This window comes from Asaia platycodi JCM 25414 (assembly GCF_000614545.1).
GTDB lineage: Bacteria > Pseudomonadota > Alphaproteobacteria > Acetobacterales > Acetobacteraceae > Asaia > Asaia platycodi.
In genome coordinates this window covers 40,300-58,242 of sequence record NZ_BAKW01000018.1, presented here as the reverse complement: position 1 = coordinate 58,242, position 17,943 = coordinate 40,300, and the positions used below count along the sequence as shown (strand labels likewise).

The 17,943-nt window shown below is 60.3% G+C and carries 18 protein-coding genes and 2 pseudogenes; 9 read left to right on the top strand and 11 right to left on the bottom strand.

All coding sequences use genetic code 11. From position 1 onward, the window contains the following. Window positions 1-45 precede the first annotated feature (45 nt). On the top strand, window positions 46-888 hold the full coding sequence (gene fabI / locus JCM25414_RS12735) for an enoyl-ACP reductase FabI (protein WP_025841891.1): 843 nt from the start codon (window positions 46-48) through the stop codon (window positions 886-888). Window position 889: 1 nt separating this feature from the next. Beyond that, window positions 890-1,988 (top strand): annotated as a pseudogene (gene aroC / locus JCM25414_RS20150) (chorismate synthase). 45 nt (window positions 1,989-2,033) lie between these two features. Here the strand turns inward: aroC and JCM25414_RS12725 are convergent. Continuing rightward, complete coding sequence (locus JCM25414_RS12725) at window positions 2,034-2,462, bottom strand: OsmC family protein (protein WP_025841890.1); 429 nt, start codon at window positions 2,460-2,462, stop codon at window positions 2,034-2,036. A 402-nt stretch (window positions 2,463-2,864) separates the two neighbouring features. On the opposite strand from JCM25414_RS12725, the gene JCM25414_RS12720 reads away from it, so the two are divergent. The 5 genes from JCM25414_RS12720 (at window position 2,865) to JCM25414_RS26730 (ending at window position 7,120) form a co-directional block, all read left to right on the top strand. Next, on the top strand, window positions 2,865-4,718 hold the full coding sequence (locus JCM25414_RS12720; RefSeq protein ID WP_081775933.1) for a ribonucleoside-diphosphate reductase subunit alpha: 1,854 nt from the start codon (window positions 2,865-2,867) through the stop codon (window positions 4,716-4,718). Beyond that, complete coding sequence (locus JCM25414_RS12715; protein WP_025841888.1) at window positions 4,709-5,533, top strand: META domain-containing protein; 825 nt, start codon at window positions 4,709-4,711, stop codon at window positions 5,531-5,533. Before JCM25414_RS12720 ends, JCM25414_RS12715 begins: the two co-directional genes overlap by 10 nt. Then, window positions 5,530-6,555, top strand: a complete 1,026-nt coding sequence (locus JCM25414_RS12710; RefSeq protein WP_025841887.1) for a ribonucleotide-diphosphate reductase subunit beta — start codon at window positions 5,530-5,532, stop codon at window positions 6,553-6,555. Before JCM25414_RS12715 ends, JCM25414_RS12710 begins: the two co-directional genes overlap by 4 nt. A gap of 251 nt (window positions 6,556-6,806) precedes the next feature. Beyond that, window positions 6,807-6,947 carry a hypothetical protein gene (locus JCM25414_RS23415; protein ID WP_159101768.1) on the top strand — a complete coding sequence of 47 codons (141 nt, stop codon included), beginning with the start codon at window positions 6,807-6,809 and terminating at the stop codon, window positions 6,945-6,947. An 8-nt stretch (window positions 6,948-6,955) separates the two neighbouring features. Then, a complete protein-coding gene (locus JCM25414_RS26730; protein ID WP_081775929.1) occupies window positions 6,956-7,120 on the top strand; it encodes an SDR family NAD(P)-dependent oxidoreductase in 165 nt (54 codons plus the stop codon). 217 nt (window positions 7,121-7,337) lie between these two features. Here the strand turns inward: JCM25414_RS26730 and JCM25414_RS12695 are convergent, their stop codons facing one another. Further along, a complete protein-coding gene (locus JCM25414_RS12695) occupies window positions 7,338-8,204 on the bottom strand; it encodes a tRNA1(Val) (adenine(37)-N6)-methyltransferase (protein ID WP_242403569.1) in 867 nt (288 codons plus the stop codon). 107 nt (window positions 8,205-8,311) lie between these two features. Between JCM25414_RS12695 and JCM25414_RS20140 the strand changes: the two are divergent. Beyond that, a pseudogene (locus JCM25414_RS20140) lies at window positions 8,312-9,365 on the top strand (polyprenyl synthetase family protein). A 30-nt stretch (window positions 9,366-9,395) separates the two neighbouring features. Here the strand turns inward: JCM25414_RS20140 and JCM25414_RS12685 are convergent. Together JCM25414_RS12685 and JCM25414_RS12680 are read right to left on the bottom strand one after the other, a co-directional pair. Next, on the bottom strand, window positions 9,396-10,283 hold the full coding sequence (locus JCM25414_RS12685; RefSeq protein ID WP_081775928.1) for a glutamate racemase: 888 nt from the start codon (window positions 10,281-10,283) through the stop codon (window positions 9,396-9,398). Further along, window positions 10,225-10,977: an orotate phosphoribosyltransferase gene (locus JCM25414_RS12680; RefSeq protein WP_025841884.1), complete on the bottom strand. Its 753-nt coding sequence runs from the start codon at window positions 10,975-10,977 to the stop codon at window positions 10,225-10,227. Before JCM25414_RS12680 ends, JCM25414_RS12685 begins: the two co-directional genes overlap by 59 nt. A gap of 178 nt (window positions 10,978-11,155) precedes the next feature. Between JCM25414_RS12680 and JCM25414_RS12675 the strand changes: the two genes are divergently transcribed. Beyond that, entirely contained in the window at window positions 11,156-11,392 is a 237-nt protein-coding gene (locus JCM25414_RS12675) for a hypothetical protein (RefSeq protein ID WP_025841883.1), read from the top strand. A 107-nt stretch (window positions 11,393-11,499) separates the two neighbouring features. Here JCM25414_RS12675 and JCM25414_RS12670 read toward each other — a convergent pair whose 3' ends face one another. From JCM25414_RS12670 to JCM25414_RS12635, 7 genes are all read right to left on the bottom strand, one after another. Next, window positions 11,500-12,816: a citrate synthase gene (locus JCM25414_RS12670; RefSeq protein WP_025841882.1), complete on the bottom strand. Its 1,317-nt coding sequence runs from the start codon at window positions 12,814-12,816 to the stop codon at window positions 11,500-11,502. 40 nt (window positions 12,817-12,856) lie between these two features. Further along, complete coding sequence (locus tag JCM25414_RS21905) at window positions 12,857-13,372, bottom strand: SixA phosphatase family protein (RefSeq protein ID WP_025841881.1); 516 nt, start codon at window positions 13,370-13,372, stop codon at window positions 12,857-12,859. Window positions 13,373-13,386: 14 nt separating this feature from the next. Then, window positions 13,387-13,689, bottom strand: coding sequence for a chorismate mutase (locus JCM25414_RS12660; RefSeq protein ID WP_025841880.1), 303 nt, complete (start codon window positions 13,687-13,689; stop codon window positions 13,387-13,389). Then, window positions 13,682-14,398, bottom strand: coding sequence for a metallophosphoesterase (locus JCM25414_RS12655; protein ID WP_408734891.1), 717 nt, complete (start codon window positions 14,396-14,398; stop codon window positions 13,682-13,684). Before JCM25414_RS12655 ends, JCM25414_RS12660 begins: the two co-directional genes overlap by 8 nt. A gap of 93 nt (window positions 14,399-14,491) precedes the next feature. After that, entirely contained in the window at window positions 14,492-15,721 is a 1,230-nt protein-coding gene (locus JCM25414_RS12645; RefSeq protein WP_081775927.1) for a coiled-coil domain-containing protein, read from the bottom strand. After that, window positions 15,718-16,404, bottom strand: coding sequence for a hypothetical protein (locus JCM25414_RS12640; RefSeq protein WP_025841877.1), 687 nt, complete (start codon window positions 16,402-16,404; stop codon window positions 15,718-15,720). The genes JCM25414_RS12645 and JCM25414_RS12640 overlap by 4 nt, the downstream gene beginning before the upstream one ends. After that, window positions 16,391-17,932 (bottom strand): coiled-coil domain-containing protein, encoded by a 1,542-nt coding sequence (locus JCM25414_RS12635; protein WP_148301084.1) that lies wholly within the window; start codon window positions 17,930-17,932, stop codon window positions 16,391-16,393. Before JCM25414_RS12635 ends, JCM25414_RS12640 begins: the two co-directional genes overlap by 14 nt. Window positions 17,933-17,943: the final 11 nt, after the last annotated feature.

Genomic DNA, 17,943 nt, shown 5'->3' with positions numbered 1-17,943 from the left:
GGATCGTTATTATTTCTTTTGCTGACATTAACCGGGATCTGCCTCATGTCCACCGCTTCGTTCGATCTCCCCACCGGGACGCTGATGACGGGCAAGCGCGGCCTTGTGATGGGCGTCGCCAATGACCGCTCCATTGCCTGGGCCATCGCTTCTGCCTGCGCCGCTCAGGGGGCAGAACTCGCCTTTACCTACCAGGGCGAGGCATTGGGCAAGCGGGTGAAGCCTCTGGCAGAAAGCGTCGGGGCGTCTCTGGTCATCCCCTGCGATGTCGGCGATGACGCCGACATTGATCGCGCCTTCGATGAAATCGAAAAGGCGTGGGGCAAGATCGACTTCGTGGTTCATGCGATCGGCTGGGCCGACAAGCAGTTCCTGCGCGGGCGCTATGTCGATACGCCCCGCGATGCCTTTCTCAAGGCCATGGATATTTCCTGTTTCTCCTTCACGGCAGTTGCACGCCGTGCTGCGGCGCTGATGACGGATGGCGGGTCGCTGCTGACGCTCTCTTATCTGGGTGCCGAGCGTGTCATGCCCCATTATAACGTGATGGGTGTGGCCAAGGCTGCGCTCGAGGCTTCGGTACGCTACATGGCCGCCGATCTGGGCAAGGACAATATTCGCGTCAACGCGATTTCCGCCGGTCCCATCATGACGTTGGCCGCGAACGGTATCGGCGATTTCCGCTATATCCTGCGCTGGAATCAGCTCAATGCGCCGATGGAGCGTAACGTGTCGCTCAAGGACGTTGGCGGCGCCGGGCTTTATTTCCTGTCGGAACTCTCTTCCGGGACAACGGGCGAGGTGCATCATGTGGATTGCGGCTATCACGTGGTTGGCATGAAAAACCCGAACGCGCCCGATATCGCCGTCGTCTCTTCAGAAGGCTGAGATGTCGGATAACAGTTTTGGCACACTCTTCAGGGTCACTACCTGGGGTGAGAGTCACGGGCCGGCCATCGGTTGCGTAATCGATGGGTGCCCGCCGGGTATCACCCTGTGCGAAAACGATATCCAGCCCTGGCTGGATCGTCGTCGCCCCGGTCAGTCGAAATTCACCACACAGCGTCAGGAAGCCGATCAGGTGCGCATCCTGTCCGGCGTGTTCGAGGGCAAGACTACCGGTACTCCGATCTCTCTGATGATCGAGAATACCGATCAGCGGTCGAAAGATTATACCGACATTGCCTCCCGGTATCGCCCGGGCCACGCTGATGTCACCTATGATCTCAAATATGGCCTGCGCGATTATCGCGGGGGCGGGCGGTCCTCCGCACGTGAGACAGCCTGCCGCGTTGCGGCTGGGGGTGTGGCGCGACGCGTCATCGCCGAGCTTCTGGGCCGGGAGGCCGGATCCGGGCAGCTCTGGTTCAGGTCGGAGGTCTGGCCATTGATCGCACACGCTGGGACTGGGACGAGGTGTCACGCAACCCGCTCTTCTGCCTGATCCGGTGACGGCTATCGAGTGGAAGGGCCTCCTCTCCAGTGTGCGAAAAGACGGGTCGTCGATCGGGGCGCTGGTGGAAGTCGTTGCCGAAAATTTTCCGCCCGGTCTGGGCGCACCGCTCTATGGCAAGCTGGACGCCGATCTCGCCTCGGGGCTGATGGGCATCAACGGCGTCAAGGCGGTCGAAATCGGTGAGGGTTTCGGCGTTGCTACGCTGCGCGGAGAGGATAATGCCGACCCCATGCGCATGCATGATGGTGTGTTGCATTTCGAAGGCAATCGCGCCGGGGGCATTCTGGGGGGCATCTCGACCGGCCAACCCATCACCGCCCGCTTTGCGATCAAGCCGACAAGCTCGATCCTCGTGCCTGTACCCTCGGTCAATCGCCAGGGTGAGAATATCGACGTGATCACCAAGGGTCGCCACGATCCGTGCATCGGCATCCGTGCCGTGCCTGTGGCCGAGGCGATGGTCGCCTGTATTCTGGTCGATCATATCCTGCGTGATCACGCGCAAAACAGCTGGCATCGCAGCCGCGACTGAGAGTTCGTTGATGGCCACCTTCAGGAAGGTGGCCATCGCGCCATGTCAGGCGAGGGTCGTCGTCAAGGTAATCTCTGCCTTGAAGAGCTGCGATACCGGGCAGCCATTCTTCGCCTTGGTGGCGAGTTCTTCGAACTTTGCGTGATCTGCCCCTGGAACGCTGCCCTTGAGGTCGAGATGGATCTTCGAGATCTCGAACCCGGCATCGGTCTTGTCGAGCGACACAGTTGCCTTTGTCTCGAGTGAGGTCGCGGTAAGGCCGGCCTCGCCGAGAATCATCGACAGCGCCATGGTGAAGCAGCCGGCATGGGCAGCGCCGATCAGTTCCTCAGGGTTCGTACCCGGCTTGTCTTCGAATCGGGTATTGAAGCCGTAGGGCTGGTTGGACAGCGCGCCGCTCTGGGTCGAGATGCTGCCCTTGCCATCCTTGAGGCCGCCGCTCCACTGCGCATTGGCTGATTTCTTGATCGTCATTGCAAGATCTCCTGCTTTTCCGAGCCCGGTCCGGGCCGGTTGCTCAGCCAACGCGGCGCGACGCGAAATGTTCATCGCTCCTGCTGTGACATCGTGGCCGCGCTTGGGCAGGAGAGAAAAAAACCTCACTGGCGGAAGCTGAGGTTCCTCAAGGGCTTCGCCCCCTGTCAACACCATATGTAGTGGCGGGGGTGAAATTTAACCCGATATATTGCTTGTCTCGGGAGGGGGACTTGCGCCAAGAGGACACTCGGAATTTGCGATTTTGATCTCGCTTTGATCTTGGGGAGATGGCCCGTGAGCCTGCTAGAAGACACGACCCGTGAGACTGTTTCTGCATCGGCTGACGTCCTGCCCGAGCCTTGCGACCGCGCGCCGCAGGAAATCGAGGCCGAACCCGATATGTTCGACGATGTGGTGCAGCTTGAAGGCCATCACCCGGTGCGGGTCAACCGCTCGCGGGATGCGCTGCTGACCGATTTCGGTCGTGCGACGCTGGATAACCGCTATCTGCTGCCCGGCGAACACTATCAGGATCTCTTCGGTCGCGTTGCTTCCTATTACGGCGCCGATGCCGCCCATGCGCAGCGTCTTTACGACTACATCTCGCAGCATTGGTTCATGCCCGCTACGCCGGTGCTTTCGAATGGTGGCACCACGCGCGGCCTTCCGATCTCCTGCTTCCTGAATGAGGCCGATGACAGCCTGCGCGGTATCGTCGATCTGTGGAACGAGAATGTCTGGTTGGCCTCCAAGGGCGGCGGTATTGGTTCCTACTGGGGCAATCTGCGTTCGATCGGTGAGAATGTCGGCAAGAACGGCAAGACCTCGGGCGTTATCCCCTTCATTCGTGTGATGGACAGCCTGACGCTGGCTATTTCCCAGGGCTCGCTGCGTCGCGGCTCTGCGGCGGTCTATCTGCCGGTCTGGCACCCCGAGGTCGAGGAATTCGTTGAAATGCGTCGCCCAACGGGTGGCGATCCGAACCGCAAGGCGCTGAACCTGCATCACGGTGTGCTGATCACCGATGACTTCATGCGCGCCGTCGAGCAGGACGCGGAATGGGGGCTGCGCTCGCCCAAGGACATGTCGATCGTCCGCAGCATCTCTGCGCGCCAGCTCTGGATCCGTATCCTGACGGCCCGTATGGAGCAGGGCGAGCCTTACATCATCTACTCCGATCATGTGAACAAGGCTCGCCCCGAGCATCACAAGCTCGCCGGTCTTGAGGTCAAGACCTCCAATCTCTGTGCCGAAATCACGCTGCCGACCGGCCTCGACCATCACGGCAAGAACCGTACCGCCGTGTGCTGCCTGTCCTCGCTCAATCTCGAAACCTGGGATCAGTGGAAGGACAACCCGCAATTCGTCGAAGACGTCATGCTCTTCCTCGATCGCGTGTTGCAGGACTTCATCGATCGCGCACCCGATGATATGGAACGCGCCCGATACGCCGCCATGCGCGAGCGTTCGGTTGGTCTAGGCGTGATGGGATTCCATTCCTTCCTCCAGGCCCGGAACATCCCGTTCGAAAGCGTGATGGCGCGCGTATGGAACAAGCGCATCTTCGAGCAGATCAAGACCCAGGCCGACGCGGCATCGAAGCACCTCGCAGAAGTTCTGGGCCCGTGCCCCGACGCCGAGGAATACGGCTTCATGGAGCGGTTCTCGAACAAGATGGCGATTGCGCCGACGGCCTCGATCTCGATCATTGCAGGCAATGCCAGCCCCGGTATCGAGCCGATCTCAGCCAATGTGTTCCTGCAAAAGACGCTTTCCGGGTCGTTTACGGTGCGTAACCGCCATCTGTTGCAGCTTCTCGAGCAGAAGGGTCAGAACAATGATGCCGTCTGGTCGTCCATTACGCTTAACAAGGGCTCGGTCCAGCATCTGGACTTCCTGACCCAGGACGAGAAGGACGTCTACAAGACGGCTTTCGAACTCGATCAGCGCTGGGTGATCGAGCATGCGGCCGATCGTGCGCCTTTCATCTGCCAGGCGCAGTCGATCAATGTCTTCCTGCCTGCCGATATTCACAAGCGCGACCTGCACCAGATCCATTATCTGGCATGGAAGCGTGGGGTGAAGTCGCTCTATTACTGCCGCTCGCTGTCCATCCAGCGCGCTGACGCGGTGAGCGACATGGCGCTCAAGACCAATATTCTTGAGGAAGAAGATTACACCTCTAACGCCACGGAAGCCGCCAAGAAGCCGGTAGCGACGACGAGCTATGAGGAATGCCTGTCATGTCAGTAAAAGCCCTTACGCTTGCGGCTCTCATACTCGGCGTGGCGCCGGTGACGCTCCTGTCAGGCGCGGCACGGGCCGACGAGATGCAGCCCGGTGCATCCACGCTTCTGCGCGGTACGGTCACCATCAAGGGCAGGGTCGATCTCCCCGCAGGCGCCCAGCTCGCAGTAATGCTCGACGATGTCAGCCTCGCCGATGCGCCCTCTGTGACGCTCAGCAAAACCGTCTTTGCCCCAGTTGGCACGCAGAGCTTCGGCTACGCGCTGGCCTATGATCCGGCCTCTCTCAAGCCCGGTCATCGCTATGCGCTGCGGGCCGAGATAAGGACAGGCGATCGCCTGCTCTATATCAGCAAGGATGCCATTATGGCGCTCGGCGCCGTGCCCGAGCAGAGTGCGATCGTGGTCGAGCCCGTTGCCGTGCCCCTGCCATCGGCACTGGTCGGCAGCTGGAAAATCGAGAAGATCGGCGATAAGGCGACGGCCCCTGAAGCACCGGCTTTCATGGTCTTTCGCGCCGATGGTTTCCTCTCTGGTACGGGCGGATGCAACCGCATGATGGGGCATGTCACCGCATCGGGGCAGAGTGTGAGCTTCGGGCCGATTGCGGGCACCCGAATGGCCTGCCCCGGCGTGCGCATGACGCAGGAAGAGGCCGTTTTCAGCGCGATCGGTCAGGTTGCGGCCTGGCAGATCAGCGAGGGCAAGCTGCTTCTCGATGATGCGCAGGGCAGCCCCGTTCTGACCCTGACCCCGAACAAGACAGCCGACCACTCGCCAAAAAACCAGTCAAAGCACAGCAAAATCAGGAAAAGCCAATGAGCGAGACAAAGAACCAAGGCGCACCGCTCGCCGAGGCGCAGCATTTCGACCTCATGACCGCCAATCCGGTCTATAAGCCCTTTCGCTATCCTTGGGCTTATGATGCATGGCTGATCCAGCAGCGCGTGCATTGGCTGCCCGAAGAAGTGCCTCTAGCCGATGACGTCAAGGACTGGCATCGGACGCTGAGCGAAGGCGAGCGCCATCTGGTGACGCAGATCTTTCGCTTCTTCACCCAAGCGGATGTCGAAGTGAACTCGGCCTATATGAAGTATTATAGCCAGGTCTTCAAACCGACCGAAGTGCTGATGATGCTCTCTTCGTTCTCGAATATCGAGACGATCCATATCGCTGCGTATTCGCATCTCCTCGACACCATCGGTATGCCGGAAACCGAATATTCGGCATTCCTGAAATATAAGGAGATGAAGGACAAGTATGATTTTATGCAGTCCTTCAACATCGACAACAAGCGCGAGATCGCCAAGACCATGGCGGCGTTCGGCGCCTTCATGGAAGGGCTCCAGCTTTTCGCTTCCTTCGCGATTCTGCTGAACTTCCCGCGCTTCAACAAGCTCAAGGGCATGGGGCAGATCGTGTCGTGGTCGGTGCGTGACGAGACGCTGCATTGCCTGTCGATGATCCGCCTCTTCCGCACCTTCGTGCGTGAAAACAGCGAGATCTGGACCGAGGATTTCCGAGCCGAACTCGCCGAGATCTGCGCCACCACGGTCGAGCACGAAGATGCGTTTATCGACCTTGCTTTCGAAATGGGCGATGTCGAGGGGCTGAGCGCCGATCAGGTGAAGCGTTATATCCGCTTTATAGCCGATCGTCGCATGACCCAGCTCGGTCTCGATCCTTTCTATGGCATCGAAGAGAACCCGTTACCCTGGCTCGACGACATGCTCAACGCCGTCGAACATGCGAATTTCTTCGAGAACCGTTCGACAGAATACTCCCGCGCTTCAACCAGTGGCTCGTGGGAAGAAGCGTTCGAAGCCGACGTATTCGCTTCCTGAGGCAGGGGAGGGGGAAACCCCTCCCTTTTTTATTACGGTTCTCGCGTCGGTCTCCTGCAATTCGTCCCATGGCCTCTGGGTCGCCGTTGTGTTGAGAGCCGTCAATACGAAGAATAACTCTCTGATCCGGCAAGGACAGAGCTGTCTCTTCAGCGATCATGTCAAGTGATATCCAAAAAACGCTTTCTGCATCTTACCTTTTTCTGTTGTCGTGATCATTATGATTCGGGGAGGAAGAAAATGGCTGCACCGTGAGAAACAAGACCGTATTCATCACCCGGGCGGGTGTCGGGCGTGGAGCCGCCTCTCTTTTTGCGAAAGAAGGAGCAAAGGTTGTTGCGACCGATATCGACATGACCGGGCTGGAAGAAACCGCGTCGCTCGTTAGGTAGCCGGGAGGGTGGTTCTGATCCAGAGTCATGACGTGACGCCGGAAGAGCAATGGACCGCAGCCTATGCTTGGACGAAAGAGCCTTTAAGCGGGATCGACGTACTCGTGAACGTCGCGGGCATCCATATCGTTGTTCCGGTTGACGAGATCAGCTCGAGACATCGAGCAGCCTGAAGGCGATCTAAGTCAGAGGTCTCTATCCGGGCGAGAAGCATATCGTGCCCTATCTGGCCGAGCGTGGCGGTGGATCAGTGATCAATCTCTCATCCCCGCCGTCGGTCAGAGAGGCTTTACGGCGCCTCAGCGGGGGCGGTACGTCGGTCTTCACGCCGCGCTGAACGAGGTCGGGGAGGTCATCTTGGTCTCCCGTTCAACGAAAAAGGAAAGCGTCTCAGCGGAGAGCTTCAGCCTCGCGAAGAACCGCCTCGCTCTGCTCCGTATAGCCGCCCGCATCGCGGTGCAGTACGAGGCCGGGGAGGAGGGAGAATACTCCTCGGCCGCCTTGCTTGGCGCGTAGAAGAACTATTTTGGCTGCGCGCCCCTGTTTCGGCCATAGGGGCAGCAGGGTCAGGCTTCCGAAACCGGAAAGGCGCAGGGATTCGCAGGCGCGATCGACGACCGCCGCAGGGAGGGCAAGGGTCAGGCTCCCGCCCGGGAGCACCCAGCGTGCGAGCGTCGTGATCCATTCGCCCCAGCCGCCTTCCGGCATTGTCATGGCCAGACGTCGTCGTGCGTCGCTGGCGCCTGTGTGATCTGCCGGGTGCCAGGGTGGATTGGCCATGGCATGGTGGAAGCGTCCATTGGCTCCCGGTGTCAGTTGCCTGAGGGCAGGCGGGACATGGGGGATGCTGCCATGCAGGATCGTCACCCGCGCATCACGGTCGTTTTCATGCATGTTCTGCATCGCCAGCCGGGCGGTTGCGCCGTCGGCCTCCAGCCCGACCCCTCTGACATCGGGGCAGCGCGAGGTCAGGCAGAGAAGCCCGGCGCCTGCGCCGCAACCAGCCTCCAGCACGCTTTGCCCGGGCTGGGCGGGAACGAAGGCGGCCATCAGAACGGGTTCGATTCCCGTGCGGTAGCCCCGGGTAAATTGTCTGTAACGCACGCGACGGTCGAGCAGATAGCCGTCCATCGTGTCGCTTGTCGCCACGGCAGCGGCCTCAGCTTTTAGGGTGGCCGGGTTGACCGTGGGCGCAGCGCCGCTCATATGGTTTGGACTGTCAGAGGGCTGGTCTTCCGGTCTGGCTGGGTCATGCATGAAGTTCGATTTCTGCCACGGTGTTTTTCTGCGCCGGGAAGAAGCCCGGCTCGTGCCTTATACTGCATCAGGGTCGTCAGTGGCCAAGTTTGAAGTGGAGAGTTGCCTTGGGTGGTGCCGACAGCCTGACCGATATCAAGACGCAGAGCGCGGCCAATGGAGCAAGCAGCGAAAGCACGGCCTTGCACGCCCTTTCCGCTTTTCTGAAGGACGATATGGAGGCCTGCAACCGCGAAATCGTCGCGCGGATGCAAAGCCCGGTGCCGCTTATTCCCCAGCTCGGTGCGCATCTCGTTGCGGCTGGCGGCAAGCGGCTGCGGCCGCTTCTGACGCTCGCCTCGGCGCGTCTGTGCGGTTATGAGCCTCGGTAGAGAACCAGCGTCATGTGGGTCTCGCGGCCTGCGTCGAATTCATCCATACGGCCACGCTGCTGCATGACGACGTTGTCGATGAAAGCACGCTGCGCCGTGGCCTGGCTTCGGCCAACGCAGTTTTTGGTAACAAGGCTTCGGTGCTGGTAGGTGATTTCCTGTTTGCCCGTTCCTTCCAGCTCATGACTGCCGATGGCTCGCTGAAAGTCATGGCCATTCTCTCTGCGGCGTCAGCACCATCGCTGAGGGCGAAGTGCTGCAGATGGCGACGCAGAACGATCTGTCGACGCCTATCGAAAAATATCTCGAAGTCATCCATGGCAAGACGGCGGCGCTTTTTGCTGCGGCCTGTCGCGTCGGTGCGGTCGTCGCCGGGCGCTCGGAGCAGGAAGAAGCGGCACTTGACGCTTACGGCACCAATCTCGGGATGGCCTTCCAGCTTGTCGATGATGCGCTCGATTATGCTGCCGACCAGCAGGTTCTGGGCAAGACAGTCGGTGACGATATGCGCGAGGGCAAGATCACCCTGCCGGTTCTGGCTGCCTTCCAGGCTGGTGACGAGGCAGAGCGTGCTTTCTGGCTGCGCGTGATCGAGACCGGAGAGCAGACCGATGAGGATCTGCCCCATGCGCTCGAACTGATCGACAAGCGCGATGCCATCCAGATCACGATCGATCGCGCGTGTCTCTATGCTGACGCGGCAATCGAAGCACTGTCGATTTTTCCTGACAGCCCTATCCGTCAGCTGATGATAGACGCGGCGTCCTACACCGTCAGCCGCGCCAACTGAGCGATTCCGCCTCCTGCGGGGAGGCGGTTTTCAGGGTACGAGCGCGCTGTTCAGTACTGTGATGTCGTGATAGCCCAGCCGGGCAACGGCCTGCCTGAGGGCCGCGCTATCAGTGGCCGGTCCGGTCAGGGTCAGGCTCTCGGGCAGATCCTCCCGTTCGGGAGGCACTGTCCGCATTTCGAGAATCCGGTTGACTTGCTGGGCGACTGGAACAGCCGGGTCGAGAAAACTGATATTCGGCGGGCTGAGACGCAGGAAAGCATCGGCCAAAAACGTATAATGCGTGCAGCCGAGTCCTATCGTATCGATCTGTCGCCCCATGGGGGCCTCGAACAGATGACGCAATTCCTCTGCCACCATAGAATCATCGACGGGGCGGCCTAGGAAAGCCTGCTCTGCCAGATCGGCCAGGGCGCGGGCGCCATGCACGATCATCTCGCAATCAGCCGCGTAGCTGTCGCGCAGGCTGCGCAGATACGGGCGTCGCGCCGTGCCTCGCGTGGAGAGAAGCCCGAAGACCCGGGTCTGGCTTACGCGTGCGGCCCAGCGTACAGGAGGCACGCAGCCAACGAAGGGCACGTCGAAACGGGCTCTCAGCGCGTCGAGCGCGATTGTGCTCGCCGTGTTGCAGGCAATCATTACCACGTCGGGGCGCAACCTAGCGATGCGTTCTTCCATCAGGGAGAGCAGGCGCGTGACGAGCAGGGAATCTTCCTGCTCGCCATAAGGAAACAGCGCGTTATCGGCCAGATAGTCGATACGTGTGTCTTCCGGCAGGGTCGTGCGCAGGGCCTGCACGACGGCAAGCCCCCCTATGCCCGAATCAAAGGCAAGCACACGGCCCGGAGGGATGGGCAATTCAGCCTTCCGCCTTGGCCTTGAGCGCAGCGGCTTCTTCGGCGCTGCCAACACCGCCATGGGCCCTCGACCAGCCGCAGGGATCTTCGAGGAAGCGCCGCACCTCATGGATGTCGCTCTCGGAGAAATAATTCGCGCCGGAGCAGGCTTCGAGCACATCCCACCAGGTGCAGAGCGAATGCAGCGACACATTCATGTCGGCAAGGGTCTTCTGGGCGCCAGGGAACACGCCATAAAAGAAGACGACAAACGTGTGATCGATGATCGCCCCTGCCGAACGCAGGGCATTGGCGAAGCGGACCTTCGAGGCGCCATCGGTCGTCAGATCTTCGACCAGAAGCGTGCGCATCGATTCAGGCACATCGCCTTCGATCTGAGCGTTGCGACCGAAGCCCTTGGGCTTTTTACGCACATACGCCATGGGGGCCATCATACGGTCGGCAATCCAGGCAGCGAAGGGAATGCCTGCCGTCTCGCCGCCGACCACGCAGTCGATGCTTTCATAGCCGATGTGACGGCCGATCTTCTCGACGGCCAGCTCGACGATCTTGGCGCGGGCGCGGGGGAAGAAGATGATCTTGCGGCAGTCGATATAGACAGGCGACTTCCAGCCCGACGTCAAGGTGTATGGCTCTTCCGGGCGGAAATTGATGGCCTTGATTTCCAGCAGGATACGCGCCGTAGTGAGCGCAGCATCCCTGTCCCATTGCGTCTGACGGACTGCGCCACCATTGATCTCGTTGCTGAGAGCCATCTGCTATTACTCCATGATCTTACTGGCGTGCAGGATTATCCGCCCTTTGCGAGAAAAGTAAGAGAAATAAGGAGAGAAAATCCTCGCGCATTCGTTCGATAGGCGATGCTTGCATTTACTATCGGAAAAGATTTACAATGCGCTAATTGATAATAATTCTCAACTAGGATCAGTTTGCGTGACTGTTGACCTCAACCGCATTTCCCGAAAGTGCGAACGCGCTGTTATCACAGCGTATGAAGAGCTTCGGGATGTGGGCCAGCCTGATATCCAGGCTTTCACCGCATGCACGACCCTTTATCGCATTCACCATCCCGAGGCCTCGCTGAACGAAGCGCGTCGTCTGGTTTCGGAATGGATTGACCATCATATTGTCCGTCAGGACAAGGGCGCCACGCCGGGTTGTGACTGCTAGGCTTCGGCCCGGTTTTCACAAAAAGATGAAGCCCGGGCTTTCTGGTCCGGGCAAAGAAAAAGCCGGAGTATTCCTCCGGCTTTTTTCGTTTCAGGATGTCATACCGCTCAGCTGCGTCTGCATTGCGGGATATAATCGCGCCGGGCCTCACCGACATAAAGCTGACGGGGACGACCGATACGCTGGCCTGGTTCCTCGATCATCTCACGCCACTGGCTGACCCAGCCGACCGTGCGTGCCACAGCAAAGAGCACCGTGAACATTGAGGTCGGGATACCCATGGCCCTCAGGATGAGCCCTGAATAGAAATCGACATTTGGATAGAGGCGGCGCTGAACGAAGTAGGGATCATTGACAGCGATCTTTTCCAGCTCGGCGGCCAGATCGAACATCGGGTCGTGTTTCAGCCCCAGCTCTGCCACGACCTCATGATAGGTCTGCTCCATGATTTTCGCACGCGGGTCGAAATTCTTGTAGACGCGATGGCCGAATCCCATCAGGCGCACGCCGCTTTCGCGGTCTTTCACCTGAGCGATGAAAGACGGGATGTTCTCCCGTGTGCCGATCTGCGCCAGCATGCCGAGAACGGCCTCGTTCGCACCGCCATGAGCAGGCCCCCAGAGGGCGGCAATCCCGGCGGCGATACACGCATAGGGGTTTGCACCCGTGGAGCCGACCAGACGCACCGTCGAGGTCGAGGCATTCTGCTCATGATCGGCGTGAAGGATCAGAATACGGTCGATGGCGCGCGCCAGAACGGGATTGACCTTGTAGTCGGCGTTCGGCTTGGCAAACAGCATCTTCAGGAAGTTTTCTGAAAAGCTGAGATTATTGTCGGGATAAACGAATGGCTCGCCCACGGTGTATTTATAGGCCCAGGCAGCGATGGTCGGCACCTTCGCAATCAAGCGGCGTGTCGAGAGGTCGCGTGACGCCTCGTGGGAAATATCGACGGCATCGGGATAAAAGGCTGAGAGCGCCGCGACCGTGCCGCAGAGAATGGCCATCGGATGGGCGTCACGACGGAAGCCGTTGAAGAAGTTGCGGATCTGTTCGTGCAGCAGGGCCTGCTCCTTCAGATCCTGCTGAAAGCGGTCGTAGTCTTCGCGATTAGGTAGATCGCCATAGACCAGCAGATAAGCCGTCTCGGTAAAGCTTGCTTCGGTCGCGAGTTGCTCGATCGGGTAGCCGCGATGCAAAAGCACCCCTTCATCGCCATCGATAAAGGTGATGGCGCTGCGGCACGACGCCGTTTCACCATAGCCCGGATCGAACGAGAACATCTGCGTGTCGGCAGTGAGTTTGCGAATATCGATGACATCCGGGCCGAGATTGCCCTTCAGTATCGGAAATACGGCAGAACGCTCGCCAATGCTGAGGGTCGCCGTTTCGGGAGTGGATCCGTTTGTGTCGTGATCAGCCATGGACGTGCCTTAGAAATTTAGTCGGGGGGAGGCAATCAACTTATGGGTGAAGTACGGTGCCCAGTGTTGCCGTATTGGGCGAAAGACCGGCCCAGTCGGAAACAACGGTAAAGAGGGCCGCGGTGCCTGGCTCGTAGCCTTTCATCAGTTCCCGGGCGATCGGCCCGTCGATCGCGTCGCTTGCCAGATGGCGGCAGGTTTCGGCGATGGCCGGGTTATGCCCGATGATGATCAGGGTTCCGACCGTCTGAGGCGTCTCGCGCACAAGCTCAAGAATGCCGTAGAGGTCGAGGTCGTAAAGCGCGTCCAGACCATGGACAATGCAGGACTCCGGCAGATGACCTGTAATGGCCTGGGTTGTCTGCGTCGTGCGTCTGGCCGTGCTGTGCCACAGATGGGCGCCTGAGAGGTCGATGCCGATTGCGGCAAGCTTCTCGCCCAGAGCCTGGGCATCCAGCTCGCCCTGCGCAGTCAGGGGGCGTTTGCTGTCCTGGCTGCCAAAAAACTCATGCGCGGCCTGAGCGTGCCTGACGAGTATGAGATGATGCGCTGTCATGTCACGCCCCCGTTTCAGCGCGGGCTGCGCCCGGCAATTGAGTCATGATGACGGATAACTTCCCGTATGATGAAGGCAAGAAACTTTTCCGCGAAGTCAGGATCGAGCCTGGCAGAAGAGGCGAGCTGGCGCAGTCTTTCGATCTGGCGCGATTCGCGAGCAGGGTCGGCAGCGGGCAGGCCTGAACGGGCCTTGAGTTCACCCACCGCCTGCGTCTGGCGAAAGCGTTCCGCCAGCATGTGGATCAGTGCGGCATCGATATTGTCGATGCTCTGCCGATGCTGTTCGAGGAGCGCGCGTGTTTCTTGTTCAGACATCGAGATCAATCCAGGCAAGATGGCCGCCTTTTCCGGCGCCAAGGTCGGTAAAGATGGCACGACCACCGCTGCGTCCATCGCGTATCCAGGGGCGGCCATCGGTCGAACGTCGGTCGTGACCGCAATACACGATATGATCGGCGGGGATATGATCGATCCAGCGCAGTCGGCGCTCAGGATAACCGTCGGGCTGCATGCGGCCCGTCGTTTCGCCGAAAAGCGCGCGTGACAGCAGTGGTGTCATGGCCCCCAGCGCCGGTGGCGGGGCCTCGAACAGCATATCGGTATGAAAGCCACCATGAACGAAAATCATGTTGCCCTGAGCGATCCAGGCGGGTGCCTCGGCTATTGCCTCATAGGCTCGCTCGCGCAGCCCGGCCTGAACCGGGCCTGAGAGCTGGCGCAGGGTTTCTTCAAGAGGCGGATCGCGTCGCAGCCTTCTGCCTTCCAGGGCACGTCCGAGCTTGCGATCATGATTGCCTAGAATGAACAGACCGCGCCCGTCATCGATCAGGTCGAGCATGAGTCGCAACGTTCCGGCACTGTCCGGCCCATGGTCCACCAGATCGCCGAGCTGGACGATGAACCGATCGGTTGCAACGGCGTGTTCGAAAGCGGTGAGATCGCCATGCACATCGCCCACCACGCGCAGACCGCGACCGGCGCTCAGCTTCGACAGATCTGGAAGATGAGGGGGCGAAAAGGAAATCGGTTCGGCCTTTCGGGGCTAATGCGTCAAACGACCATTATGGGCGGTATCGAAGGGAAAATACAATAAAGACATGGTTATAACCGCTTCCGATCAGGACGCTACAGCCAGAGAACCCGTTTCGGCGAAGGAGGTTGCAAGGCTGAGATCGACAGAAAGCACCTGACTGACGCCGCGCTCCTGCATCGTGACACCGAAAAGCCTGTCCATATGCGCCATGGTAAGCTGGTGGTGGGTCACGATCAGAAATCGCGTCTCTGCTTCCTCGGCCATATCCTTCAGCAGTCCACAAAGCCGCTCGACATTGGCGTCATCCAAAGGCGCATCGACCTCATCGAGAATGCAGAGCGGTGCGGGCTGGCAGCGGAAGGTAGCAAAAATAAGCGACAGCGCCGTCAGTGCCTGCTCACCACCCGAGAGAAGCGACAGGGTCGAGAGCTTCTTGCCGGGAGGCTGGGCAAAGATCTCCAGTCCGGCCTCGAGTGGGTCATCGCTGCCGACCAGCCCCAAATGCGCCTTCCCACCGTTGAACATGCGGCTGAACAGCGACTGGAAGTGTCGGTCAACCTCGACAAAAACCGCCTGAAGCCGCTCGCGCCCCTCTTTTTTCAGCATATTGATCGAGCCGCGCAGACGACCGATGGCCGAAGCCAGTTCTTCATGTTCGCGCATCAGATGATCGGACTGGCTGCGCGCCTCGCTATATTCTTCCTCCGCCAGAAGATTGACGGGGCCGAGGGCCTCGCGCTCTTTCTGGCTACGGTTCAAACGCCGCTTGAGTGTGGTTTCGCTTTGCTCTGTAAGCGGCAGATCGAAGTTCTCCGGTCGAGTGGTGTCCCGGCTCTCGGCAAGTTTTTCGAGCTGGCCACAGGCCTGTGTGAGGCGTTCCTGCAAGCGGATGGCGTTTTCGCGTGCAGAGGCGCTGCGTTGCTCTGCTTCTCTGCGCGTTTCAGCCAGTGTCTCAAGAGCTGCTTCAATCCCGGCGAGCGAGGAAGCCGCGCTGGCAAATGCCTCCTCGGCCGTTTCCAGAGCGCCGATACTCCCCTGCGATGCAGTCTCCAGCCGGGTTCTATCGGCCTCGCTCTGCGCGCATTCCGTCTGGCCTTGAGCGACGCGGGTATCCAGGCGGATCAGATCGTCCTGAAGCGTCGCGATTTGAGAGTCGCTCTCGCTCAGACGCAGGGTAATCTGGGCTTTTTCCTGCTGTGTGCGGTCCAGAGTGGCTTCTGCGTCGCGGAGAGCCTCATGATGCCTTGCGGCCGTCTCACGATGGGCGGCTTCCTGCGTCTGCGCATGCTGGAAAGACTGCTCAAGGGGAGTCAGATCGGCACGGGCGCCAGGTTTTGCTGCCGGGCTTGGGTCTGGGCGAGGGTTTTCTGGACAGAATCGTGCTGAGGCAGGAGCGCCGAGAGGCGAGCGGTGAGACTGAGTTTGAGGTCACGCCTCATATGCAGATCCCTGCTGGTCGCACCGATTTCCCTGCCAAGCGTTTCAAGCGCCTGTTTCGACGCCTTGAGACGGCTTTCGAAATCCTGCAGGGTCGTCCGCTGCCTGTCTCTCGCCTCCGTGCATCGGGTCAGTTCCGCGTCGTAATCGGTCTGTGAGAGATGCTGCGTCTGTGTCCCCACCTCCGCCCGATCCTGGCGGGCCTGAGCCAGTGCGGCCGTCAGTGTACGGGATTTGGTGGCGTTGGAGTCTTCCTGAAGCCTCAGGCGCGTGGCGTTTTCCTGGGCGGCACCGTGTTCCGATTCGAGACGCTTGGCCAGCTCCAGTGCTCGGTCCGTATCATGACGCGCCTGCAGGAGCTTTTCGCGCAAGCCGTCGATTTGCGACTTGAGTGTGTCCTCCGACACGAGAGACGCAAGCGCCTCTCTCGCAGACTCGACGCGCCTGGCCACCTCGTCGCGCTGGATGGCGGTTTCCTCACGCGTCTGGTCGAGACGGTCGCTCTGGCTGCTGAGGCGATCGCGCTGAGTGAGAAGTGTCGTTTCCTCACGGCGTTTCACGGCGAGTGTTGCTTCCTGCTGGTGAAGCGCCTCGCGTAGTTCGGCGAGCTGAGCGGTCTGGGAGAGCTCTTGCTGTTCCAGCGCCGTCACACGCTCCGTCAGCGGTGCGAGAGCCTGCTCGGCCTGCTCGATTTCTGCGTCGAGTACACGAAGCGCGCTGAGATGCTCGACGCGGTTCAGCGCATTCGATGGCAGGTTGGCAGCTTCGCGATAGCCGTCCCATCGCCAGAGCGCGCCCTCTGCGCTGACAAGGCATTGGCCGGGCGCAGCTGGCTTTGAAGCGCAGCGCCAGTCTCCACAGAATCGACCAGCCCGATGGCCGTGAAGCAGCGGTGCAGTGCGGGCGGCAGTCGATCAGAGACAGCAGGCTCTGCGCAGGCGCTGGGAGGGGCTGTGCAGCCAAGGCAGGAAGCTGCGCCCAGGCACGATCCTGCGTTTCATCCAGCGAGGCATCGAGCGTTGCGTCGAGGGCGGAGGCGATGGCGCGCTCGAGGCCCGGTGGAATAATGAGGGAGTCAATCAGAGGAGAGGGCAAGGCCTCCGACTGATGTGTCGCGGCGAGAGCGTCATGACGCGCGCGCAGGGCAAGGGCTCTGGCGGTCGTCTCCCGGCGTGATTTCTCCTGCTCTTCATGCTGCTGGCGACAGATATTGCGTTCTGAAGAGAGGGTCTCGATTTTTGCCGTCAGGGCGGCGACACGGGCCTCCGCCTCCATATGGACGGCTTTCGCGGCCTCAAGGGCGTCAGGGGCGGGCATTTGTGCGTCGAGACTGGCGCGCTGGGCTGCCAGCGTTTCGATCTGGCGCTCATGCCGAAGGTGCGCCTCACAGGCCTGCTCGTGCTCACGCGTCAGAAGGGCGCGCTGCCGGGCAATGCTCTGAGCCTCGGCCTCGGCATGAGAAAGGGCCTGCTGGTGCTGGGTCAGAGTCGTTCGGGTCTGCTCGGCCTCGCTGCGTGCCTTGTCGCGTGCGGTGAGCAACTGACGCGCCTTCTCATCATGTCCGGCGAGTTCTGCTTCGCTGCGATGGGTTCGGGACAGAGCTGCGAGGTCTGCCTCATGCGCAGAGCATTGCGCATCAAGCGTCTGAGACCTTGCCACAAGGCGTGCGAGCGTATCGCGTGCCTGTTCTGCCTCCCTTATAGCCCTATCGGCCTTCTGCTCGGCCTGTGAAAGCGCCAGGCGGGCATCCTGCTGGGAGAGGGTCAGCGTGGCGCTGGCCCCTTCCAGAGCGCTGCGCTGGCGTCGCTTTTCGTCGAGCGCTTTTTGAAGGGCAGCAAGTTCCGCCTCGTCGGGAAGCTCGGCTTTCACCTCCCCCAATGTCTGCGCCAGCTGGCGCGCTTCTTCGGTAAGGGCTGCGACACGTCCTGCGGTCGACTCATGCTCCGCCTGAAGTGTCTGCGCTGCCAGACGCTCGGTAATAAGACGGTCCGACAGGGCCTGACGTGCTTTTTCTGACTCGGCCAGCGCGGAGGCACTGCCTTTTGCCGTATGGGCCAGATCAGTGAGCTTGCCCGGTAAATCCGTCATCAGGATTTCCA